This is a genomic window from Thalassospira profundimaris (assembly GCF_003326755.1).
GTDB lineage: Bacteria > Pseudomonadota > Alphaproteobacteria > Rhodospirillales > Thalassospiraceae > Thalassospira > Thalassospira profundimaris_B.
Map to the genome: position 1 here is coordinate 15,873 of NZ_JPWH01000007.1, position 23,281 is coordinate 39,153.

The 23,281-nt window shown below is 53.7% G+C and carries 25 protein-coding genes; 16 read left to right on the forward strand and 9 right to left on the reverse strand.

The features are described 5' to 3' along the window. Window positions 1-44 precede the first annotated feature (44 nt). Together TH25_RS09695 and TH25_RS09700 are read right to left on the reverse strand one after the other, a co-directional pair. Window positions 45-1,001, reverse strand: a complete 957-nt coding sequence (locus TH25_RS09695; RefSeq protein ID WP_114088237.1) for a sugar ABC transporter substrate-binding protein — start codon at window positions 999-1,001, stop codon at window positions 45-47. Between the two features lie 219 nt (window positions 1,002-1,220). After that, window positions 1,221-2,045, reverse strand: a complete 825-nt coding sequence (locus TH25_RS09700; protein WP_114088238.1) for a MurR/RpiR family transcriptional regulator — start codon at window positions 2,043-2,045, stop codon at window positions 1,221-1,223. Between the two features lie 102 nt (window positions 2,046-2,147). Here TH25_RS09700 and TH25_RS09705 point away from each other — a divergent pair, with 102 nt between their 5' ends. Then, complete coding sequence (locus tag TH25_RS09705) at window positions 2,148-3,281, forward strand: Gfo/Idh/MocA family protein (RefSeq protein ID WP_114088406.1); 1,134 nt, start codon at window positions 2,148-2,150, stop codon at window positions 3,279-3,281. A 67-nt stretch (window positions 3,282-3,348) separates the two neighbouring features. On the opposite strand, the gene TH25_RS09710 is transcribed toward TH25_RS09705, so the two are convergent. Beyond that, window positions 3,349-3,813, reverse strand: a complete 465-nt coding sequence (locus TH25_RS09710) for an Lrp/AsnC family transcriptional regulator (protein ID WP_101268778.1) — start codon at window positions 3,811-3,813, stop codon at window positions 3,349-3,351. Between the two features lie 142 nt (window positions 3,814-3,955). Here TH25_RS09710 and hppD point away from each other — a divergent pair, with 142 nt between their 5' ends. Continuing rightward, the gene (gene hppD, locus TH25_RS09715) at window positions 3,956-5,068 is read left to right on the forward strand and encodes a 4-hydroxyphenylpyruvate dioxygenase (RefSeq protein ID WP_114088239.1); all 1,113 of its coding nucleotides are present in this window, start codon (window positions 3,956-3,958) and stop codon (window positions 5,066-5,068) included. Between the two features lie 87 nt (window positions 5,069-5,155). On the opposite strand, the gene TH25_RS09720 is transcribed toward hppD, so the two are convergent. The 5 genes from TH25_RS09720 to maiA all read right to left on the reverse strand — a co-directional run bounded on the left by TH25_RS09720 (window position 5,156) and on the right by maiA (window position 9,319). Then, window positions 5,156-5,605 carry a GNAT family N-acetyltransferase gene (locus TH25_RS09720; protein WP_114088240.1) on the reverse strand — a complete coding sequence of 150 codons (450 nt, stop codon included), beginning with the start codon at window positions 5,603-5,605 and terminating at the stop codon, window positions 5,156-5,158. Window positions 5,606-5,686: 81 nt separating this feature from the next. Continuing rightward, on the reverse strand, window positions 5,687-6,997 hold the full coding sequence (locus tag TH25_RS09725; RefSeq protein ID WP_114088241.1) for a TRAP transporter large permease: 1,311 nt from the start codon (window positions 6,995-6,997) through the stop codon (window positions 5,687-5,689). Next, window positions 6,997-7,533: a TRAP transporter small permease gene (locus TH25_RS09730; RefSeq protein ID WP_114088242.1), complete on the reverse strand. Its 537-nt coding sequence runs from the start codon at window positions 7,531-7,533 to the stop codon at window positions 6,997-6,999. Before TH25_RS09730 ends, TH25_RS09725 begins: the two co-directional genes overlap by 1 nt. Further along, the gene (locus tag TH25_RS09735) at window positions 7,530-8,588 is read right to left on the reverse strand and encodes a TRAP transporter substrate-binding protein (RefSeq protein WP_114088243.1); all 1,059 of its coding nucleotides are present in this window, start codon (window positions 8,586-8,588) and stop codon (window positions 7,530-7,532) included. The genes TH25_RS09730 and TH25_RS09735 overlap by 4 nt, the downstream gene beginning before the upstream one ends. A gap of 92 nt (window positions 8,589-8,680) precedes the next feature. Further along, on the reverse strand, window positions 8,681-9,319 hold the full coding sequence (gene maiA / locus TH25_RS09740) for a maleylacetoacetate isomerase (RefSeq protein WP_114088244.1): 639 nt from the start codon (window positions 9,317-9,319) through the stop codon (window positions 8,681-8,683). Between the two features lie 212 nt (window positions 9,320-9,531). Here maiA and TH25_RS09745 point away from each other — a divergent pair, with 212 nt between their 5' ends. After that, on the forward strand, window positions 9,532-10,359 hold the full coding sequence (locus tag TH25_RS09745) for an IclR family transcriptional regulator (RefSeq protein WP_258549106.1): 828 nt from the start codon (window positions 9,532-9,534) through the stop codon (window positions 10,357-10,359). A 20-nt stretch (window positions 10,360-10,379) separates the two neighbouring features. On the opposite strand, the gene TH25_RS09750 is transcribed toward TH25_RS09745, so the two are convergent. Beyond that, window positions 10,380-10,808 carry a MarR family winged helix-turn-helix transcriptional regulator gene (locus TH25_RS09750; RefSeq protein WP_114088246.1) on the reverse strand — a complete coding sequence of 143 codons (429 nt, stop codon included), beginning with the start codon at window positions 10,806-10,808 and terminating at the stop codon, window positions 10,380-10,382. Between the two features lie 79 nt (window positions 10,809-10,887). On the opposite strand from TH25_RS09750, the gene hmgA reads away from it, so the two are divergent. From hmgA to TH25_RS09815, 13 genes are all read left to right on the forward strand, one after another. Then, window positions 10,888-12,261 carry a homogentisate 1,2-dioxygenase gene (hmgA, locus tag TH25_RS09755; RefSeq protein ID WP_114088247.1) on the forward strand — a complete coding sequence of 458 codons (1,374 nt, stop codon included), beginning with the start codon at window positions 10,888-10,890 and terminating at the stop codon, window positions 12,259-12,261. A gap of 69 nt (window positions 12,262-12,330) precedes the next feature. Beyond that, complete coding sequence (locus TH25_RS09760; protein WP_114088248.1) at window positions 12,331-13,341, forward strand: fumarylacetoacetate hydrolase family protein; 1,011 nt, start codon at window positions 12,331-12,333, stop codon at window positions 13,339-13,341. Window positions 13,342-13,838: 497 nt separating this feature from the next. Continuing rightward, complete coding sequence (locus tag TH25_RS09765; protein ID WP_114088249.1) at window positions 13,839-14,465, forward strand: DUF1523 family protein; 627 nt, start codon at window positions 13,839-13,841, stop codon at window positions 14,463-14,465. Between the two features lie 75 nt (window positions 14,466-14,540). Next, on the forward strand, window positions 14,541-15,698 hold the full coding sequence (locus tag TH25_RS09770; protein WP_181847531.1) for a phosphoribosyltransferase domain-containing protein: 1,158 nt from the start codon (window positions 14,541-14,543) through the stop codon (window positions 15,696-15,698). Further along, the gene (locus TH25_RS09775; RefSeq protein WP_114088251.1) at window positions 15,698-16,435 is read left to right on the forward strand and encodes an HAD family hydrolase; all 738 of its coding nucleotides are present in this window, start codon (window positions 15,698-15,700) and stop codon (window positions 16,433-16,435) included. Before TH25_RS09770 ends, TH25_RS09775 begins: the two co-directional genes overlap by 1 nt. Continuing rightward, window positions 16,435-17,535 (forward strand): cysteine protease StiP domain-containing protein, encoded by a 1,101-nt coding sequence (locus tag TH25_RS09780; RefSeq protein WP_114088252.1) that lies wholly within the window; start codon window positions 16,435-16,437, stop codon window positions 17,533-17,535. The genes TH25_RS09775 and TH25_RS09780 overlap by 1 nt, the downstream gene beginning before the upstream one ends. A 403-nt stretch (window positions 17,536-17,938) precedes the next feature. Next, on the forward strand, window positions 17,939-18,529 hold the full coding sequence (locus TH25_RS09785) for a TerD family protein (protein ID WP_073956737.1): 591 nt from the start codon (window positions 17,939-17,941) through the stop codon (window positions 18,527-18,529). An 11-nt stretch (window positions 18,530-18,540) separates the two neighbouring features. Next, on the forward strand, window positions 18,541-18,990 hold the full coding sequence (locus tag TH25_RS09790) for a tellurite resistance TerB family protein (RefSeq protein WP_073956738.1): 450 nt from the start codon (window positions 18,541-18,543) through the stop codon (window positions 18,988-18,990). 61 nt (window positions 18,991-19,051) lie between these two features. Beyond that, window positions 19,052-20,002 carry a calcium/sodium antiporter gene (locus tag TH25_RS09795; protein ID WP_114088253.1) on the forward strand — a complete coding sequence of 317 codons (951 nt, stop codon included), beginning with the start codon at window positions 19,052-19,054 and terminating at the stop codon, window positions 20,000-20,002. Window positions 20,003-20,074: 72 nt separating this feature from the next. Next, complete coding sequence (locus TH25_RS09800; protein WP_114088254.1) at window positions 20,075-20,653, forward strand: TerD family protein; 579 nt, start codon at window positions 20,075-20,077, stop codon at window positions 20,651-20,653. A 79-nt stretch (window positions 20,654-20,732) separates the two neighbouring features. Then, window positions 20,733-21,311 carry a TerD family protein gene (locus tag TH25_RS09805; protein WP_114088255.1) on the forward strand — a complete coding sequence of 193 codons (579 nt, stop codon included), beginning with the start codon at window positions 20,733-20,735 and terminating at the stop codon, window positions 21,309-21,311. Between the two features lie 103 nt (window positions 21,312-21,414). Further along, window positions 21,415-22,593, forward strand: a complete 1,179-nt coding sequence (locus tag TH25_RS09810) for a TerD family protein (protein ID WP_114088256.1) — start codon at window positions 21,415-21,417, stop codon at window positions 22,591-22,593. A gap of 39 nt (window positions 22,594-22,632) precedes the next feature. Continuing rightward, entirely contained in the window at window positions 22,633-23,274 is a 642-nt protein-coding gene (locus tag TH25_RS09815; RefSeq protein ID WP_114088257.1) for a vWA domain-containing protein, read from the forward strand. The last annotated feature ends 7 nt before the right edge of the window (window positions 23,275-23,281 follow it).

A 23,281-nucleotide genomic window follows, 5' to 3' on the forward strand; every position in this document is an offset into this window, starting at 1 on the left:
CGGCACAGGCCAGGCCCCCTGACGGGAGGAAGAAGGTTCAGGAATTAGCGGTATTCACCCGCATATTTCTCGACCAGGCCGATATTGTCCTTGGTGATGAAACCCGGGCCCGAATTGATGTCGCCCGACGGCAGAACGCCATAGCGCACATAATTGGTCAGGATCACGGCCGGCAGATAGCCCTGAAGGTAAGGCTGCTGGTCAATGGCAAAGTCGATATCGCCTTTTTTGATGCCATCGGCAATTTTGGCCGACAGGTCAAAGGTGCCAAACGGAATGGCGCCATTCATGCCCAGTTCACGCAGGGCATCGAGGGTCGGCTCGGCAGAGTTCGGACCAAGGGCCAAAATCGCGCCAACATCCTGATGGGCATTAAGGTATGCCGAAACCTTGTTTTTCACTTCCGACGGGTCCAGGCCGGTATCGATCATCTGGTCGCCCAGATCGGTGCCGATTGCCTCGGCAAAGCCACGGCAGCGTTCAACCGATGCCGGGTTGGTGATGTAGTGGTTGACACACAGGAAGGATTTCACACCCTTGGCGGCCATGCGCTTGCCCGCGCCAAAACCGGCATCATATTCCGGCTGACCAACGTGCATCAATGCGCCCAGCTCGTGGGACTGTTCAACCGTGCCGGAATTGATCGTGATGACGGGAATGCCCTTGGCAACCGCATCTTCGATCGGGCCTTTCAGCACGTTAAAATCGGCGATGGTGACAATGATGCCATCGGGGTTGGAGGCAGCGGTTTGCTGGACGATGCGTGCCATGTCGGCAAGGTCGCCGGTCGGCGGGTTGCGATATTCAACATTCACATCCATCTGGTCGCCCGCAACCTTGATGGCGTTCTTGATCACGTTCCACCAGCTGTCAGAATCCGGTGCGTGGCTGATCAAAACAAAATTTTCGCCTTCCGCCTGGGCGGATGTGGATGCGGTTGCCAGCCCGGCAAATGCCAGCGTTGCGGTGGCAATGGCGGTCAGTGTCTTTTTCAGTTTCATCTTGGTCTAACCCTCCCTATTCGGCTTTTTTCGGAACACCGCTGTAGGATCGGTGTGATGGTTCCTTAATCTCGGTCATTCCGTGCCGTTGTATCGGCACTTTGCGCGACGGTTTCTTATGGCAGCGGACCGCTTGGCAAAAAGGGAAAGCCGTAAACTTTCCCATTCTGTTGTGCGTGGAATTTTTATTCCATAAAAAATGAAATGCAACAAAATTTTCTATTTTGTTGTTTCATCCCGGCGTGCGCCAATCGCGACCGCCAGGGCAATTGCCAGCGAAAGCGTGGCCGAAAGGGCGCGAAACGCCCCGACATCCACCTCGGTGACATGCAGGATGGTGGCCTGTAATTTTTGCAGCGGGCTGGTCAGTGTATCGGTAATCGCCACCACTTCATTGCCGAGTCCGCGGGCATATTGCGCCAGTTCCACGGTTTCCTGCGAATAGGGGGCAAAGGTAATGGCGATTAAAACATCGTCTTTGCGAATGGCGTGACGGTGGTTCAGCTTGCCTACCCCGTCATGGAAAACGGCGGGAATATCCATTTTTTCCAGCGCATAGGATAGGTAGGATGCCACCGGAAAGGCCCGCCGAAGGCCGATAATATGGATCATCGGCGCATGGGCCAAAAGCTCCACCGCATGTTCCAGCGTTTCCGGGTCAATTGATGCGGCCATATTTTCCAGCGAAATGCGCCCGGCCTCAACAAACTCGGCCAGCAGCGCACTGGGGCTGTCTGCCCCCGACGCCTTTAAATTTTCAAGCCGTGTGGCGTAGTCGGGCCATTTCAGGGCATAGGTTTCGCGAAACATTTTTTGCATGTCGCTAAACCCGGAAAAGCCCATCAACTGGCAAAACCGCATGAAGGCCGAGGGTTGCACCCCTGCCGCTGCCGAAAGCTCCGCCACGGTTGAAACGGCAATCCGGTCGGTATTTTGCGCCACATAATCCGCGCACTGGCGTAGACGTTTGGGCATGGATTCGGAAATTTCCAGCAGGCGGTGATTGAATTCTTCCAAAGATACGGGGGCGGTTTGATCGCTCATGCAGGGCCTTTTTTGTTTTTATCTTGACGGATGACATGTTCCATGTTCATCCAGATTATAGAACAAAAATTCTATTTTCAATTGGGTGAGGAGTCCAGGGAAATGAACAGCATTGGTATTGGCCTGATCGGAACTGGCTTTATGGGCAAGGCCCATGCTTTGGCCTATCGGTCGGCAAAGGCGGTGATGGGGGGGGATGTACCGGATGTGCGGCTGGAACTGCTGTGCGAGCAACCCTTTGACAAGGCCGAAAAATTTGCCAACCAGTTTGGTTTTGCCCGCGCGACCGATAACTGGCGCGATTTGCTGTCTGATCCGGCGATAGATGTTATTTCCATCACCACGCCCAACATGCTGCATCATGAAATGGCAATGGCGGCGATTGCGGCGGGTAAACATGTTTATTGCGAAAAACCGCTTGCCTTAACCCTCGATCAGGCGCGCGATATGCGCGACGCTGCCGCAAAGGCGGGGGTGAAAACGATGGTGGGCTATAATTACATCCATAACCCCGCTTTTACCCATGCCTGCCGCCTCATCAAATCTGGTGCGATTGGCCGTGTTGTTCATTTCCGGGGCTGGGTGGACGAGGATTACCAGGCCGACCCCAACCTTGCCTGGACCTGGCGCAGCACCCTGGCCGATGCCGGGCTGGGTGCCCTGGGTGATATGGGCTGCCATCTTGTTTCAATGGCTTACGGGTTGTTGGGGCCGATTGATAATCTGGTTGGCGATATGCAAACCGTTCATCAAACCCGCCCGCTGGCGGATGGTACCGGTGATGGCACAGTTGAAAACGAGGATACGGCCACCGCGCTTGTGCGGTTTGCATCGGGCGTGCAGGGCAGTATTTCAACATCGCGTTCCGCCTGGGGCCGCAAAAGCCGCCTGGCCTGGGAAGTGCACGGAACCGAAGGCATGATCTGCTATGACCAGGAACGCATGAACGAATTGCAGCTTTACCAAAATTCCGGCAATCCGGCCGAACAGGGCTTTAAAACCATCCTCACCAGCCCGCATCACGCGCCTTATGGCAATTTCTGCCCGGCGGCGGGCCATCAGCTTGGCTTTAATGACCTGAAGGTCATCGAATGCGCCACCTTCCTGTCTGCCCTTGCCAAAGGCGAGGATGCCTATCCCAATTTCAACGATGCCTTTGAATTTGAAAAGGTCATCCACGCGGTGGCAACATCCGCCCGCGAAGACCGGCGTGTGAAACTTGCCGATTTTGACTGATCATCAATTTGGGAATGTTTTGTTTCGGGCGGTCAATATGGCCGCCCGTTGGCGTTTTCATGCACATTCATTGCACGGCCAAGCCTTCAAAATCCTTCAGCACGTTTAACACAATCGATGTTTTTACATGTTGGACGGAATCATGAGGCAGCAGCACGTCATTCACAAAACGCGAAAGGTCGTTCAAATCGCGGGTGACGACTTTTAAGTGGTAATCCATTTCCCCGGTAAGGGCATAGGCCTCTAGCACTTCCGGTAAATCGGCCAGCAATTCGCCAAACCGTTTGGCATTGTCGCGGTTGTGTGTGGCCAGCGTTACCGAAATCACCACCATCAGGCCCAGCCCCAGTTTCTGCCGGTCAATCGCGGCGTGATAGCCGGAAATATACCCTTCGGCCTCCAGCCGGGTGCGCCGGCGCGAACATTGCGAGGGTGACAGCGCAATGCGTTCAGACAGTTCATTATTGGTCAGCCGGCCATCCTTTTGTAGCTCAGCCAGCAATTTCAGATCCATTTTATCAAGATGCGTCATTTGTGCGCCATTTTGTGAATTGGTGCGTTTTTCATGCAAAATTTTGGCAAAACAACCCAAGAATGCAAGCACATTGTACGGTTTTGGGCGCAAAATCGTGGGCAGTTGATAATTAGACAAATACAAAATCAGGAGACTTCCTATGGGTCCGTTCCCGCACGATGCCCCCCGCGCCACCATCAGCGATGAAAACCCCGCTGGCACCGATGGTTTTGAATTTGTTGAATTTTCCCATGATGACCCGGAAAAACTCGCCGTGCTTTTTGACCGCATGGGTTATGTGCCGGTTGCCAAACACAAAAGCAAAAACATCACTGTCTGGCGGCAGGGGGACATTAACTACATCGTTAATGCCGAACCCGGTTCGCACGGCATGAAGTTTGTGGAAAAGCATGGTCCGTGCGCGCCCGCAATGGCCTGGCGTGTGGTCGATGCCAAACATGCCTTTGATCATGCGGTTGCCAACGGGGCGGAGCCGTATAAAGGCGATGATAAGACCCTTGATGTGCCAGCCATTGTCGGTATTGGCGGTTCGCTGATTTATTTCATCGATCAATATGGTGAAACCGGTTCGGCCTATGACGCCGAATTTGACTGGATCGACGAACGGGACCCGAAACCGGAAGGCGTTGGTTTTTACTTCCTCGACCATTTGACCCACAATGTCTATCGCGGCAATATGGATAAATGGTGGGATTTTTACCGCAATCTGTTCAACTTCAAACAGATCCACTTCTTTGATATCGCCGGGAAAATGACCGGCCTTGTCAGCCGGGCCATTACCTCGCCCTGTGGTAAAATCCGTATTCCGCTTAATGAATCCACCGACGATAAAAGCCAGATCGAGGAATACCTTAAAAAGTACAAAGGCGAAGGCATCCAGCATATCGCTGTTGGCACCGATGGCATTTACGAAGCAACCGACAAGCTGGCCGCCAATGACCTTAAATTCATGCCTGGCCCGCCGGAAGTTTATTACGAGCAATCCTATGCTCGTGTGAACGGCCATGAGGAACCGATTGAACGCATGAAAAAGCACGGCATCCTGATCGATGGTGAAGGCGTGATCAATGGCGGCATGACGAAAATTCTGCTGCAAATTTTCTCGAAAACCGTGATCGGGCCGATTTTTTTTGAATTCATCCAGCGCAAAGGTGACGAGGGCTTTGGCGAAGGCAATTTCCGCGCCCTGTTTGAAAGCATCGAAGAAGACCAGATCCGCCGTGGTGTTTTGAAGGTCGATGCCGCCGAATAAAAATTCCATTTTGTGAAACGTGCAGCAAAAAGCCCGGGTCGCATCGCCGATCCGGGCTTTTGTTATGCGGCATTGTATCGGGGATTATCATGCCAGGGCTTTTTCAAAATAAACGCGGTTAAAGCCATCTTCGTTTCGGCGGCCAGTTTCGACATATCCAAGATGCGGGTAAATCGCCAAATTTTCGGTCATCTTTTCATTGGTATAAAGCCGCACATGGGAAAAGCCCAGTTGCCGGGCTGTATCCTCGCAAAAGGCCATCAGGCGTTTGCCAATGCCGCGCCCGGCATGGTCCGGTGCCACGGCAATGTTTTCCAGCATCATGGCGATGGCATCATCGGGGTAAAAAACGATGAAGCCTGTCGGCTGGTCATTGTCGTCACGCGCGACATAAACCTGCCCGGCGGCAATTTGGGCGGCGAAATCGGCAGTCATGGGGGCGGGTTTGCGGCCAATCACGGCGATGTAACGCTGATAGGCGGCAATTGCACAGGCACGAATGGCGGGTTCATCGGCGGGGCGGGCAGGGCGGATCATGGTGTTTCCAGTTAATTGCGCCACCATAATTTCTTATGGTGGCGCGGGTAAATCAACCGGGTTTTATGGGTATGCAGGGTGTCAGCTTCCCAGTCCCAGGGTATGGGGTAGCCACATGATCAGTCCGGGAATGGCGATCATAAGGATCACGCGGATAAAATCGGCTGCCAGAAATGGCAGAATGCCGCGCGAAAGGGTTGTGATTTTCATGTCAGGTGATACACCCTGAATGATAAACAGGTTCATGCCGATCGGTGGGGTGATCAGGCCGATTTCCACGACTGAAACCAGCACAACACCAAACCAGACCGGGTCATAACCAACCCCGGTAATCACGCTATAGGCCGGGACAACGGTTAGCAAAATCATGGAAAGGCTATCCATGAAGCAGCCCAGAACCACATAAAACACCAGAAGCGAGACCAGAACCGCAAGCGGTGAAAAACCCTGGCTGGTGATCCAGTTTACCAGTGTTTGTGTTAGCCCGCTGGTTTCAATAAAGAAATTGAAAAGGGCCGCGCCAATCAGGATCAAAAAGATCATGCCGGTCATGCCTGCGGTTTCACGAATGCCGCTGCGCAAAACCGTCCAAGTCAATTTCCGGCGCAGACCGGCAAATAACAGTGCGCCACCGGCACCAACGGCCGCCGCCTCGGTCGGGGAAAACAGGCCGGCATAAATGCCGCCAATCACCAGCAGGATCAAAACAATCGCATCCCACATGCGCAACAGCGCACCCCAGCGTTGCGACCATGGGGTATAGTCACTGACCGGGGCCAGTTCCGGCTTGCGCATCACCTGCAGGCGGATCGATGCGATATAAAGCAGCGTTGCCAGAATGCCCGGGATCATGGCACCGGCAAATAATGCACCAATCGACTGTTCGGTCATCAGCGCATAAATCACCAGCAAAATGGATGGCGGGATCAAAACGCCCAATGTGCCACCCGCCGCAATCGATGCCCCGGCCAGGCTTTTGGCATAGCCCCGGCTTTGCATTTCGGGCAATGCGACCCGGCCCATGGTGGCACAGGTGGCAAGGGATGACCCGCAAATGGCGCCAAAAATGGCACTGGCCCCAACGCTTGACGCGGCAAGCCCCCCGCGCCGGTGCCCGGCAAAGGCGGTAATGCCGCGAAACAGATTGCCCGATAACCCCGAATGCGATGCAAAAACCCCCATAAAAATAAACAGGGGCACGACCGAAAGGCCATAGGGGAAAATCGCCTCAAACGGCAGGCTTGCCATCACATAGCTGGCCGATGTCCAGTCCATCAGCAGCAGGGTGCCGCCAATGCCCACCAGCGCCATTGCAACCGCGACAGGAACCCGCAGCAATGCCAGGCCCAGGGCGGCTACAAAACCAATAAGTCCGGCCCATTCCGTCGCCATCAGATCGTCTCGCCCGTAAAGATAAATTTCAGAAATTTCACAAAACAAACCAGCCCTGACAGGGCCAGACCACTTAGCAGGAACACCCAGAACAAAATCATCGGAATGGCAAGGTTCTGCGACACATCACCATAGGCGAGCTGTTCCATCGCCCGTTCCCAGGAAAGGTAAAAAAGAAACGCCATCAATGCCGCGCCTGTAAGCGGGATCAACGCATCAATAACGGTAAAAAAGGCACGGAAATGTTTTTTGCCAAACAGGTCAACCGTCACATGGGCCCCGGTGCTAAAGGCATGGGGGATCGCCCAGGATGCCGCAGCCATGACGCAAAACTGCGTTAAATCGACCGCACCGATAAAGGATTGCCCGCCAATCCGGCGCCAGACAATATCAATCACCACCACGGCAATCGCCCCGATCAGGGCGGCCATGCCAGCAAAGGCAAAAATATCGGTGATGCGCGTCATCGCGCCATCAAGGCGGCGAACCGCAGCACGAAGCTGCGGTTCATCCTGTATGTCGCGGGGCCGGTTCATTTGCCATCCGCGTGATATTTGGCGTCAAATTCGGCGACCAGTTCCTGGGCGCGTTTGTAAATCGCTTCGGGGTCTTTAACCCCCTTGGATTCCAAACCATCCAGATAATCCTTGATCATGGGCTGAACGGCATCTTTCCATTCGGCACGGGTTTTATCATCAATCTGGATGATTTCATTGCCGTGCTTTTCGGCGTCGGCTTTGCCGGCGGCTTCCCATTTATCCCACCAGTCGCCAAATTTTGCGACCAGCGGATCGCCGGAAATTTCATCAATTGCCTTTTGTACATCGGCGGGCAGGGAATCAAATTTCTTCTGGTTCATCAGGAAGTAAAAACCGGCAACATAGGCCCCGGCATCGGTATGGTATTTCAAAAGTTCGTTGGCTTTAACCGCATTGACCAGGTCCCATGTGGTGACCAGACCATCGATATTGCCCTTTTGCAGGTTTTCATAAATGGCCGATGGCGGCAAACCAACCGGCGATGCACCATAGGATTCCAGCATCGCGGAAACCGCCGGGCTTGGCGTGCGCAGGCGCAGGCCCTTCAAATCGTCAAGTGCGCGCACCGGTTTATCCAGCGTATGGATCAGCCCGCCTTCATGGGTAAACAGCGCCAGAACCTTGAAACCCTGATAATCGCTGCCCAGCATGCCTTCCTTATAAAGGTTCCACAGGGTTTCCGACCCTGAATCGGCATATTTCACCAGAAACGGCATTTCAACGATGGAAGCGGCCGGGTAACGGTCACGCGGAATACCGTTCAGGCCAACAGCCATGTCGATAACACCGGCTTTGACCTGGTCGGCCTGGCGGTCAATTTTACCAAAGGCAGATGTCGCGTCATAAATTTTGACTTCGACTTTGCCATTGGTTTTTTCTTCCAGCTGCTTTGCCCAGGGTTCCAGAAAGTCCTTCTGAAAGCCATGGCTGGGCGGCAGGTAATGGCTGATTTTAAGGGTAATGTCGGCGGCATTGGCGCAGGTGGCACCCGCCAGCGCCGTTGCACCGGCCAAAAGGCCGATCACGGTTTTACGCAAACTCAGACGTTTCATTGTTCTCTCCCTGTTGATTTTCTGTGTGGTTGCGGGCGTGGCCATGTGGCCCGTTTCGCAACCTCCCCAAATGACGGGCAATTGATGTTGGATTATTCCGGTGCGGCGGCACCAAAGGCAGGCAGGCTTTGGCAATGGGCATCGACGGCGCAAATTGCCGGGTAGGCGGCAAGGTCCACATCAAACCGGCGTGCGTTGTAAACCTGTGGCACCAGGCAAACATCGGCCAGCGTTGCCTGTTTGCCCAGGCAGAACGGGCCTTCATCGCGATGCGGTGCAATGAGTGCCTCAAGGGTATCAAACCCGGTTTTGATCCAGTGATGATACCAGTCCAGCTTTTCATCTTCCGATGCGCCCAGCGTGCCGGTGATATATTTTAAAATGCGCAGGTTATTTAACGGGTGAATATCGCAGGCAATGGTATGGGCGATTTCACGTACCGCAAGGGCAGCCAGTGCATCCTGCGGGATCAGGCGTGGGGTGGGGTATTTAACGTCCAGCCATTCAATCAGTGCCAGGGACTGGCCAAATGTTTTACCACCAAACTGAAAGGACGGCACCAGCCCCGATGGCTCGACGGCCTTATAGGGGCTTGCGGCCTGTTCGCCGGTGCGAAGGTCGATCGTGGTGACGGTTTCGGGCTGCAACCCCTTTAAATTCAGGGCAATGCGCACACGATACGACGCCGATGACCGGAAATAATCGTAAAAGGTTAGGTCGTTCAGTTTCATCCCTGGCTCTTTTTTTAATGTGGCCTTGGCTGCGTTGGCTTTTCGCCCACTCCGCACGAAAAAATCGCATCTCCGACATTTGGCAACCCCACCCGCGCAGGCGGTGGATTTGGTGAGCTTGCATCCCGATACGCGATTTCCTCTTTCAGATTGGAATTATGCTATATATAATGAATTACGCAATATGAAATTTTAACAGGCTTTTTGTCATCGTGACCACAACGCAGCCCAGCACCCCCAATGACCCCACCGTGATTGATCTGGCGGGCGAAGAAACCGGCGATACCCGCAAGGGCATTCAGTCCATCGAGGTGGGCGGGCGCATCATTTCGGCATTGTGCGATTTTCAATATCCCGTCCCGCTGAAGGATCTGGCGGCGGCCGTTGGCATGCCCGCGGCCAAGGTGCACCGTTACCTCACCAGTCTGGCGCGCATTGGTCTTGCCCATCAGGATGACCAGTCGGGGCTGTATGGGTTGGGGCCGATGGCTTTGCGCATGGGGCTTTCGGCGATTGAACGCAATGATGTGGTGATGCGGGCGGGGCGGCTTTTGCGCGCACTTGCGCTTGAATGGCGTTCATCGGGGCATCTTGCCATTTGGGGCGAACGTGGCCCGGTCCTTATCCGCACCGAACATGGTGGGCCGCCGGTTATTTCCACCATGGGGCTGGGCACGGTGATGCCGCTGTTGCGCTCGGCCACCGGGCAAGCCTTTTTGGCGACCATGCCGCGTTCGGCGATTGAACATGTCATTCGCGCCGAACAGGAAATCCTGCATTGGGATGATCAAAAGGTCGCCGGGCTGATCACCGAAACCCAGGCCCGCGGTGCCGCCGTGATTGAAGGTGACATTGTGCCGGGTCTTTCAGCCATCAGTGCGCCGGTTTTCAACCTTGATGGTTCGGTTGCCTGCTGTGTCACCCTGATGAACCCCAAGGCCGATTATTTCCAGCCGGGCCACCCGCCATTCGAGGCATTTTTGCGCGAAATCGCCCGGTTCAACCATGATTGGGGCGGGCGCGAACGCGCTACGTCATAACTGTTCGTTGGCGTTTACCGTCACATGTTTTCAAGCTTGGCAAGGAGGTCAATCAGCGCATCAAAATCCCGCTCGCCAAGATGGGCACGGACCTTCTTGTTATAGATAATGCCGGCTTCTGTCAGGGATGCAAAGGCGCTTTCGCCCTGTTTGGTCAATGTGATCAAGGCAATACGGCGGTCGGTTTCGTCCTGCTGGCGTTTCAACCAGCGGCGCGCTTCGATCGAGGTGACGGCGCGTGAAACCTTGGTTTTATGCAGGCCGGTGCGGGTGCCAATGTCGGTTGCGGTTTGCGGGCCATACTGGCCCAGCGTTGCCAGCACCCGCCATTCCGATCGGGTCATGCGGTATCGGTCGCGGTAAATATCGCGAAAACCGAAACTGACCTTTTCGCTGGTGTGATGCAGCACAAAGGGCAGGAAACCATGCAGGTCAAATTTTTCTGTCATCACGTTTGATCGCTGTTTGATAGTTACAAAAATTATAGTTACGTCTGTAACTATATCAAATAATGTTAGGGAGAAGACAATGGCCGATCACATTGTTTCTGCAAAAAAGAACCCGGACGAAAAGGCGGGCGCATTGCAGTATATGTCGGGCTTTGGCAACGATTTTGAAACCGAATGCCTGCCCGGCGTTTTGCCACAGGGGCAAAACAGCCCACAAAAATGCAGCTATGGCCTGTATGCCGAACAGCTTTCAGGCTCGCCCTTCACCGCGCCGCGCGGCACCAATGAACGGTCCTGGCTGTATCGCATTCGCCCCAGCGTGCGCCATAATGGCCGGTTTGAAAAACGCGATTTTCCTCATTGGAAAACTGCCCCCTGCCTGGATGATCACAGCCTGGCACTGGGCCAGTTGCGCTGGGACCCGGTTGAAATGCCATCGGCTGCGACCGATTTTATTGCCGGAATGCGCACCATCACCACGGCGGGTGATGCGATGGGGCAGGCGGGCATGGCCAGCCATGTTTATGTCTGCAACACCGACATGGTGGATGATTACTTCTTTAATGCCGATGCTGAATTGCTGGTGGTGCCACAAATTGGCACGCTGCGCATTTTTACCGAATTGGGCATTATGGAAGTTGCGCCGCTGGAAGTTGCCCTGATTCCGCGTGGCATGATGTTTAAGGTATCCATCATTTCGGCCGGGCCGGATGGCGGTGCGCGTGGGTATGTTTGTGAAAATTACGGTGCCAAATTCACCCTGCCCGAACGCGGGCCGATTGGCGCAAACTGCCTTGCCAATCCGCGCGATTTCAAAACACCCGTTGCTGCCTATGAAGACAAGGAAACACCCTGCCGGGTATTGGTTAAATGGTGCGGGCAATTCCACGCCACCGAAATCGGCCATTCGCCGCTGGATGTTGTTGGCTGGCACGGCAATTACACGCCGTTCAAATATGATTTGCGCACATTTTCGCCGGTGGGGGCGATCCTGTTTGATCATCCCGATCCGTCGATTTTTACGGTGCTGACGGCTCCGTCGGGCGAGGTCGGCACGGCGAATATTGATTTTGTCATTTTCCCGCCGCGCTGGATGGTGGCGGAAAATACCTTCCGGCCGCCCTGGTATCATCGCAACATCATGAGCGAGTTTATGGGCCTGATCGAGGGCCAGTATGATGCCAAGGAACAGGGCTTTGTGCCCGGCGGCATGAGCCTGCATAACATGATGCTGGCGCATGGCCCCGATACCGAAGGTTTCACCAAGGCATCGGAAAGCGAGCTTAAACCGGTCAAGCTTGATGGCACGATGGCGTTTATGTTTGAAACCCGCCTACCCCAGCAACTAACCCGCTTTGCCGCCGAACTGCCCGGCCTGCAGGATGATTACCAGGATTGCTGGAAGGGCCTTGAACGCCGCTTTGATGGCACACCGGAAGGGCGCCAGGACTAAGCCAGATTTCACTATTGGAAATATGATTTCAAATAAAGACCGGACATACCCGGCAAGGAGACAGGACCCATGAAACTCGCCACCCTGAAAGACGGCAGCCGTGATGGAAAACTGGTCGCGGTATCACGCGATCTTGGCCGCTGTGCCCCCATTGATGGGGTGCCGACCCTGCAATATGCCCTTGATAACTGGGCATCGATGCAAGGCAAACTGGCCGATATTGCCGCAAAGCTGGAATCTGATGCGTCCTTTGGCGATGCGTTTGACCAGGCCAAGGCGCATTCACCGTTACCGCGTGCCTTTCAATGGGCGGATGGTTCGGCTTATGTTAACCATGTTGAACTGGTGCGCAAGGCACGCGGGGCGGAAATCCCCGAAAGTTTCTGGACCGATCCGTTGATGTATCAGGGCGGGTCAGACAGCTTCCTCGCTCCGCAGGACCCGATTGTGCTGGGTGATGAGGCCTGGGGCATTGATATGGAAGGCGAGGTTGCCGTTGTGACCGATGATGTCGCAATGGGGGCGAGCCCCGAAGAAGCCCGCAAGGCCATCCGCCTGATCATGCTGGTCAATGATGTGTCGCTGCGCGGGTTGATCCCGGCGGAACTGGCAAAGGGCTTTGGCTTTTTCCAGTCCAAGCCGTCCTCGGCCTTTTCGCCGGTAGCCGTAACGCCCGATGAACTGGGCGATGCCTGGGATGGTGGCAAGGTGCATTTGCCCCTGAATGTGGATTTGAACGGCAAGCCCTTTGGCCGGGCCAATGCGGGCATTGATATGACCTTTGATTTTGGTCAGCTTGTTGCCCATGCGGCCAAAACCCGCCCGCTTTGTGCGGGCAGCATTGTCGGTTCGGGCACGGTTTCCAACAAGCTGGAGGGCGAACCGGGCAAGCCGGTGGCCGATGGCGGGGCGGGCTATTCCTGCATTGCCGAAATCCGCATGATCGAAACCATCCGTGATGGCAAACCGACCACGCCTTTCATGCGCTTTGGCGACACTGTCAAAATTGAAATGTGTGATGCGGATGGTCAGTCCATTTTCGGCACCATTGATCAGACAGTGGAACAATACAAAGGCTAGATCCCGCCTCTTGGGTCTGGTGGTTCGCAGAATAGCTGTTTTACGTAAGCCCGGCTCCGGTTGCCAATGATGGCAGGGGCCGGGTTCTTTATGATGGTGTGTGTATCCTTGCCGGTCTCCTGGTTTTGAGAATACCGAATGGTGCTTTTCGTTCATGATTGCGCTGTTATGTGGTTCACACGCCCATGTGTGGGCGGGAATGTGACGCATACCGTGTTCGGCAAAACGGCCTGAAGGTCCCTTCTTCGGGCTCACATGGCCTCAAACAGGCGGTTTTTCGGCATATTTGCTGGTTTCGCTGTCCACTACGCGACGATGTAAACAGGGTATAAAAGCAGTCTTTCAGGGCGGGATATATCGGGTCTGGTGAAATAAAAAGTTTCGGTTAAATTCGCCGGGCTTTTGTTTTGAGGTTTTCGCGACGCGTTTTTTGCGGTAGCTAAATATTGTCGAAGATCTGAAAAGTAAGAACAGAAAGAAAGTGCGAGGTCGCTACAATGAAGAACGTGCTGACTTTCCGAAATATTATTGTCGCGATTCCCTTGCTTGCCATAATTCTGGTGCTTGATTACGCCTTGCCACAAGTCGATGTGGTGAGAGCTGTTGGTGTCGAAATCAAGCGTATGGATACCGAGGATTCCAAAACGGGGCAGCAGCGCACGCGCGATGTCTATTTTTTGCAAACAGAAACCCAGGACGGAAAACCGAGAGTTTATCGCAACGAGGACAATTTCCTTTATTTGAAATTCAACTCGGCAGATCTTCAGGCCAAGGTGCAGTCTTTCGCGACGGACAAGCAGCTTGTTGCGGTAAGGCGTTATGGCTGGCGCATTCCCGCGTTTTCCATGTTTCCCAATGCCGTAAAGGTATGGGCGGTCGAGCCGGGTTACAGCCATATCCCCGTTTTCAATACAATTGTCATTGTTGGGCTTTTGGGGTTGGCGGCCTTTGTGTTTTTGCGCGTAAGGCGCCGGTTAAAGGCCATGGCGCAAAAACGCCAGGAAAAGGAAGAACGTGAAGCACGCGAGGCCGAAGAAGCGGCCGATCGTGCCCGGCAGGAAGCCCGCCATAAAGATGCCGATATTGAGTCTTTTCTGAACTCTGATGATCGCAAAACGGATTAATTAACACTAAAGGCTGCATCAAGAGATATGTTAAGGCACACGGAAACCTATGACCTTGAAGCCGGGGTCTTAACGTTGACCACACCTGTTCGCGACGGACCTGACCTGTTTCGCATTGCAGAGCGTTTAAATCCCAAACGGGCATTTCTTTTTGTTTCCACAATTCTGGGGCGTCATATCCCGGTTGACCCCGCTAAACACCGCGCTGTTTTGCAGCAATTGGCCGATGGGGTATTGACCCATCTTTTGCCGGGTCCGGTATTTGTGATGGGGTTTGCCGAAACCGCCGTTGGCATTGGCGCGGGCGTTTTTGACTGTCTGCGCATGGCGGACCCTGATCGCGATATGGGCTATCTGACAACAACGCGGTTTGCTCCGGCTGGCGCGCGCGAATGGTTCCGGATCGAGGAAAGCCATTCCCATGCGGTTGATCATTTGATCTTTGAGCCAGCACCGGGAGTTCTTCATCACGGGCCGGATGCGACACTGGTGATTGTGGATGACGAGGCGACAACCGGCGCGACCTTTGCCAAACTTGCCGCCGGGCTGAAGGCGCAGGGTCTGAGTTTTGGGCGTCTTGTTCTTGTGACATTGACGGACTGGTCGGATGGCAAGGCGGGCGACGCCGTTGGCGGGATATTTAAGGATGCCGATATATTCAGTGTGACCGCCCAGAACGGAACCTGGTCCTGGAGCCCTGACCGGACAAAAACGCCGCGTGCTCTTCCGGGGGCGTGTGATCCCTCTGTTGCGGCGTGGGTGCCGGATGCCGCCCAGGAATTTGCCGCCCCGCGTTTGGGTCTTTCCAGCCGCGAAGACCGGCAATCTGGCGAGGATATTCTGTCAAGCCTTCAACAGAACGGTCTTGAATGGCCTTCCACCGGGGATCGCATTCTGGTGGTTGGGGCTGGCGAGCATGTGTGGCAGCCGATGCTGGCGGCAGAAGCCTTAAGAGAGCGCGGATTTTACACGCGTTTTATCACAACAACCCGTTCCCCCATTCTTCCCGGTGATACCATTCGCCATAAACTGAGCTTCCCGGACCATTACGGGCAGGGTTTCTGGATGTATATGCACAATGTTGTGCCTTCGGATTGGGACCGGATCCTGTTTTTTACCGAAACCGGGGCGGACGGGCTGTGCGACACGCTTTTGTCGGCACTGGGTCAAATCGATGTCATTGATGGCATTGGTGCCATCTCCGTTTTGAAGCCGATGGAAGGAAAGCCGTAGTGCGTCCTGTTTTTTTCTCTGATCTGGATGACACGGTTTTTCAAACGGCACGAAAAATGGATGCGCCGCCGCCTCCCGAAAGACTGGCGGCAGAAGCCTTGAATGGCAGTCATTCCTATATGACGGCCGGGCAGGATATGATGATAAAATGGCTGCTGGCCTCGACACGGTTCATTCCCGTTACGGCCCGTTCGTCAGAAGCCCTGGCGCGGTGCAAATTGCCCTTTGCCGATTATCAGATCTGCACGAATGGCGGTGTCATCCTGACGCCCGAGGGTATGCCCGATGCTGACTGGCATGCCAGGATGAAGCACGAAGCCGATGCGGTGGCCTCCGGGCTTGAAAACCTGATGTCCTTCATGGCCCGGCAAACCCCGGCGGGCCGGTTCCGCTACTGGATCGTCGAGGATTTCGGGGTGGGGTTTTATTTTTGTGTCAAATCGAACGAAGATGCCCGCAGGCTCGATGATATAGACGCTGAACTTTGCGAGGTTGCCAGGGCGGCACTGGTGCGTCATCGCAATGATAATAACCTGTCATTTACCCCAGCAGGTATTTCCAAGCGGGGTGCCGTTCAATATCTGGCGGAAAAGCTGGGGCTTGATGGATCATCTGTACCCGTATTTGGTATGGGGGACAGTTTGACAGACCTTCCCTTTATGGCAGCGTGCGACATGCTGGTAATCCCGAAAAAATCCCAAATTGCCCAAACAAAATTATACCCGGAGGACGGCTGATGTCTCGGCCTTCCCAATTGATCAAAGGGTCTTATGACCCCGAAGACGTCAAATTTCTTCTAAAGCAGGTCGAGATTGCGCCAACGGATATTGCCACCAAGGAAAAAAATATCCAAAGCGGAACGGTGCATTATTCGGAAATGATTTCGCAGGAACGTCGCCCGGATGCGCGCTATCTGCAAATCTTTGAAACCGCCCGTCAGCAAAGCGAAGAGCGGATTGCACGCGAGATTTCAGGGCTTGCGCAGCATATTGTCGCACGGATTGGCCGCAATGAGCTGGATCGGCGAATGACACTCTGTTCGCTTGTGCGCGCCGGGGTGCCCTATGGCGTTTTGCTGCATCGTGAATTGACCGCTCTGGGCGTGGATAGCCGGCATTTCGGCATGTCTATCATTCGCGACCGCGGACTTGATGGAAATGCCCTTGATTTTATTTTGGCAAAACGCCCGATTGAGGGTGTTGTTTTTGTCGATGGCTGGACCGGAAAAGGGGCGATTTCGACTGAATTAACAAAATCGTGGCAGGAAATGACCGGGCGTTCCAAGGTTGAACTTGCCGTTTTGGCCGACCCCAGCGGTTTTGCCTCAATGGCCGGGTCATATGAAGACTGGCTTATTCCCTCGGGTATTCTTGGCGCAAATGTTTCAGGTTTAATCAGCAGGTCGATTCTGAACCGCCAGGTAATAGGCCCAACCGATTTTCACGGATCCATACCGGTTAATCATCTTGCGGATATAGATATATCTCTCGATTTTGTGAACCGTATTACAGCTCTTATGCCGAAATACAGGGGCATATATGGAATGCCCGCACCTGAAATGGATTTGGCCAGTTTGCGGATGCGGGCGTTAGCGTGTATTAATCGTGTCGCGGAATTGTTTGATGTTGATAACATTAACCGGATTAAACCCGGTATTGCCGAGGCAACACGGGCTGTTTTACGCAGGCGCCCCAAAAAAGTCATAATCAGGTCACTGGAAGACCCTGATCTTGCGGCACTCATTCATCTGTGCCGGTTGGACAAGGTCGAACTGCTTGAAAATGCAGATCTTACGGGTCCATACCGCGCCATAACGCTGATTGAAAAAATGTCTTGATGACGCTTTTTTGCGTTGCGCCTGAAAGCGGATATATATTTTGAGTGCCGGTGCAATTGTATAATTGTGGCATAAAAAAGGCCATATTCGTGACGGGTTATTATCCCTGATATTTCTGATCGGGGATTTGACATCAAAATGCGCATTATGTCAGCGTTATCGGCGGTTTTACTGGTTGGTTGTCAATGGTGTGTTGCCAGTGATGATCGAGTTCACAGCTCTCAGGCTTGTAAGTTTTAAGATGTTGTTTAAAACGGAATAAAATAAATTCAGCGTTCTGTTGCGTTACCGAAAAAATAAAATTTTGTTATCGGGTTTCTCTTTCGCGCAGTTTGTATCAGGATGCAGGTTAAACACTCCGTCGATTGTTAAAATTCACGATTCGGAGAATAAGGAGAATTAAATGAGCATTTCCCTTTCCAAAGGTCAGACCTTGTCTCTGGAGAAAGATACGGGGTTATCCAAAGTTTTCATGGGCTGCGGCTGGGACCCGGCAAAACCGGAAAAAAAGGGTTTTTTCAGCAGCCTGCTGGGCGGCGGGGGCGCAGATGAAATTGACCTGGATGCCTCGGTGATTGTTTTTGATGCCAACAAAAACGCGATTGATCTGGTGTGGTTTCAGCAACTGACATCAAAAGACAACGCCATCACCCATAGCGGCGACAACCTGACCGGCGAAGGGGATGGCGATGACGAGACGATCTATGTCGATCTCAAGGCCCTGGATGCGCGGGCAAAATACCTTGTTTTCACTGTGAACAGCTTTCGCGGGCAAACATTTGACGAAGTCGACAACGCTTTTGCGCGTCTTGTTGACCACAGCAAAAACGCCGAAATTTGCCGCTATACCCTGGCCGAGAAGGGCCGTCATACCGGTGTTGTGATGGCATCGATGGAAAAAACGGATTCAGGCTGGCAGTTGACCGCACATGGTACGCCCACCAATGGCCGCACCGCACATGACCTTGCCGGTGCGGCATTGGCAGCGATTTAAGGAGAAATGTCATGCTAAACTGGTTAAAAGAAAACGCGGCGCAGGCGCGCTCCAAATTGACGGCAGAAGCCTCGAAATTCAAAAACAGGGCCTTTATGGAAGCCGTTGTAAATGGCTGTGCCCTGGTTGCCGCCGCCGATGGCAGCATTGATTCCTCTGAAAAGCAGAAGATGGCCGGCTTTATCGAACGTGCAGACGAGCTCAAGCACTTTGACATGCGCCAGATTATCGACGTTTTCCAAAAAGCGGCCGCGGATTTCGAGTTCGATCACGGCATCGGCAAAGCCTCTGCCCTGAAAACGATCAGCAAAATCAAAGGCAATGATGAACAGGCACGGCTGCTTGTCCGGGTTGTTTGCGCGATTGGTGCTGCCGACGGCGATTTTGATCCGCAGGAAAAGGCAATGGTTGCCGAGATTGCACGCGAACTTGGCCTTAATCCTGCCGATTTCGATCTTTGAGCCATACGGGCTTTCGGGCAGGCCCGGGTGCCTGCCCGTTTTATGATTGCTGGAAATATATATGCACGAACTTGACACATACCAGCTTGCTGTTATCGCCCTGGGGGCGATTTCCTTTGGCATTTATCTGCTTGTAAAGGGGGGCGACTGGACAATCGACAATGCTGTGGTCATTGCCGAAAAATTCGGTTTATCAAAACTTTTTATTGCGGCAACCATTGTTGCCTTCGGAACCTCCGCACCAGAGCTTTTTACCTCTGTAAATGCCAACTTGTCCGGCTATCCGGGCATTTCGGTTGGCAATGTGGTTGGTTCAAACATCGCAAATGTACTGATGGTGATTGGCATTTCCGCCGTAATCGCCCCGATTGTGTTTCGTCGGGCCGAGGTGCGGGTGGATGCGCTGGTGATGCTGGGTGCCACCGCTGCGATGGTCGCAGCGATCATGTATGGCCTGTTGCCGCGCTGGGGCGGTATTGTCTTGGTCGTGGCAATCGTTTTGTATGTTGTCTATCAGTACAAGGCCGCGAAACTCGACGTCGAAGAGGTCGAGGAACACGAAGCTGACAGTTCCTATCCTGGTGTGATGATGATTGTTGGCATTGTGACGCTGGTTGTTGGCTCCGAGCTTCTGGTTCAGGGGGCCGTAGCGGGTGGCATGGCGCTGGGCGTTCCCGAGGCGGTGATCGGCATGACCGTCATTGCATTCGGAACCTCGTTGCCGGAACTTACCGCCTGTGTGGCTGCGGCACGGAAGAACCATTCCGACATGATCATTGGCGGCATCGTTGGTTCCAACATTTTCAATATATTGTCTGTGATGGCGGTTTCGGCGGTTGCAAAGCCGCTGGTCATCGACAGCCGGTTTGCCAGCTTTGACATGCCGATTGTTGTTGCCGTGACATTGCTTTTTGCGGCGTTCCTGCTGTTTGCCGGCAGGATAGGCCGTGTCGCCGGTGCGCTGATGGCTGTTGGCTATCTGGGCTTTACCTTTGCCCAGTATCAGTACTGACGCATGGCAGAAACTTTCCGGGAAGATGAAAAGCAATCTTTCTCAACGTTCTCTGACTAGAAAGGATAAGAAATGGCCCTGACACTTTCCAAAGGTCAAAACCTCTCGCTCACCAAAACGGACCCGGGACTGTCGAAAATCCTTGTCGGGCTCGGATGGGATGAACGCCAGACGGACGGTGCCGAATTTGACCTCGACGCTTCGGCATTTTTGCTGAATGAAGCGGGTAAGGTTCGCAGTGACGCCGATTTCATTTTCTATAACCAGATGAATTCGTCCTGTGGTTCCGTCAGTCATACCGGCGACAACCGTTCCGGTGCGGGCGAGGGGGACGATGAAGCGATCAAGGTGAATCTCGATACGATTCCCGCCGATGTGCAAAAGATCGCCATCACCGTAACGATCCACGAATTTGAAGCGCGCAAGCAGTCTTTTGGTCAGGTCACCAATGCCTTTATTCGCATTGTCAATGATGCGACAGGCAGCGAAGTCGTGCGTTATGACCTGACCGAAGATTATTCGACGGAAACCGCAATGGTTTTTGGCGAGCTGTATCGCCACAACGGTGAATGGAAATTCCGGGCTGTCGGCCAGGGCTATAATGGTGGTCTTGCCGCGCTGAGCAAGCAGTATGGCGTGAATATCAGTTAATCATCTAATCCCGTCACAACAAACAATGTCGGTGTGCAGACAGCGGCATGTTTTTTAAAAACAATGGAAGGAACTGACAATGGCTGTATCACTTCAAAAGGGTGGCAACGTTTCCCTGACCAAAGAAGCACCGGGCCTGAGCAAAGTCATCGTTGGGCTTGGCTGGGATCCGCGCGCAACCGACGGTACCGATTTTGACCTTGATGCGTCGGTTTTCATTTGTGGTGAAGATGGCAAGGTGCTCTCTGATGGTCACTTTGTTTTCTATAACAACACCAAAAGCCCGGATGGTTCGGTCGAGCATACCGGCGACAATCGCACCGGCGCGGGTGAAGGTGATGACGAACAGGTTAAAGTTGACCTCGGTAAAGTTCCCGCAGAGGTCAAAAAACTGGTTTTTGCCGTAACCATTCATGAAGCTGCGGCGCGCAAGCAGAATTTTGGCCAGGTGGGCAATGCCTTCATGCGTGTCATCAACCAGGATGGCGACAAGGAACTGGCCCGTTATGACCTGTCGGAAGACTATTCCGTCGAAACGGCAATGATTTTCGGCGAGGTCTATCGTCACAATGACGAGTGGAAGTTCAAGGCGATCGGCGCCGGTTTTGAAGGGGGCCTTGGCCCGCTAGCTTCCTCGCATGGCGTGAATTTGGGCTAAGCTGTTTTAAAGTGCGCGCGGATCAATGTCCGGGCGCACTTTTTTATTTCACCTCTCGAAACCGGCACCCGGCACCACCAGGACGCATGTCAGGAGATTTAAAATGACCACCCTTGCAATGGGCGCAAATGCCCCGCTTCCTTCGCTGACATTCGCGCTTGATGTTCTGTTGCCCCAGGGGGCGGGAATTGATGTGACGGCGTTGCAGCTTTATGCCAATGGCAAAGTGCGCGGCGACGGTGACATGTGCTTTTTTAATCAAAAAACAATCGGCGGCGGCGCGGTGTCCCTGTCGATCAGTGCCGACAAACAAAGCTTTGCTTTTGACCTGGCAAAGGTCGGTTCTGATGTTGATAAAATTGTTGTCAATGCCACGCTGGACAATGGTGCCTTTTCGTCTGTTCGCGATTTAAAAATTGTCACGTCAGATGGCATCGAAATGCCGGTCGATACATCCGACCGGTCCGAAGCAGCCCTGATCCTGTGCGAGATCTACCGGCGCAATGACCAGTGGAAAATTCGCAATGTCAGCCAGGGATTTAATGGCGGATTGCAGGCCCTGGCTGAACATTTCGGTGTCGAGGTTGCAGCACCAGCCGCTGCACCTGCTGCCCAGGCCAGCCCCGCACCAGCCGCAAAACCGGCCTCGGTGCCCGAAACGCCGCGATCGACTGTCAACCTTTCCAAGGTGTCGCTGACCAAACAGGAAAGCACGATTTCGCTGAAAAAGGCTGATGGCAAATTTGGCCGTATCCGGGTCAATCTGAACTGGAACCAAAAGCCAAAGCCGGGCGGCTTTTTTGGCATGGGCAAGCGGAGCATCGACCTTGATCTGGGCGCTTTTATTGAATTCCAAACTGGTGAGAAAGGTGTTGTCCAGGCGCTTGGCAATTCGTTTGGTGATTTGAACAATATGCCATTTACCAAACTGATGGCCGATGACCGCTCAGGCACATCAACCGATGGTGAATGGCTGGAAATCAATGGTGATGCGTGGCCGTCTTTTCGGCGGATTCTGATTGTCGCTTTCATTTACGAAGGTGTCGCCAACTGGCAGGAAACCGATGGTGTTATCCGGATGATGGTGCCCGGCCAGCCGGAAATTGAAGTGCGCATGAACGAACTTAGCACCAGCAGAAAAGACGTGATGTGCGCCGTTGCCCTGTTGGAAAATGACAATAACCAGATCCGCGTCAGTCGCGAGGTCCGTTTCTTTAACGGTCACGAACAGGTTGACCGGGCCTATGGCTGGGGACTGGCATGGCGTGCGGGCCGAAAATAGCGCCCGTCTGTCGATGTTTATCAGAGAAAGGTTAAGTACATGAGAAGACTTCCCGTATACCTGTTGCTTGATACGTCGACATCCATGCGCGGCGAGGCGATCAATGCCGTCCGTGACGGGCTGGACCTGCTGGTCAGCACCTTGCGTCAGGATCCTTATGCGCTGGAAACGGCATATTTGTCCGTTATTACCTTTGATACCTCCGCAAGCCAGGTTGTGCCCTTAACGGAACTGACCGAATTCCAGGCGCCCGACATCGACGCCAATGGGGCAACCTCGCTGGGCGAGGCGCTGTCGCTGGTTGCAAATTGTATCGACCGCGAGGTTCATAAGTCGGATATGGATACCAAGGGCGACTGGAAGCCTCTGGTTTTTCTGATGACGGATGGCGCACCGACCGATAGCTGGGAGAAAGGCCTTGCCGCGTTTAAGGCCGCAAAGCCGGGCCTGGTTGTCTGTTGTGCGGCGGGCCCGCGCGCCGATACCAAAGTTCTGGAGGCGATTTCCGAGATTGTGGTGACGCTTGATACCGCCGATAGCGCCACGATTGCCTCCTTTTTCAAATGGGTATCGGCATCGATTACCACCTCGTCGCGCAAAATCGATCAGAACAGAAATGATGTTGACGGTGTTGATGAACTTCCACCGACACCGGCGGGGGTCAATTTAACGAAATCCTGATTCTGAT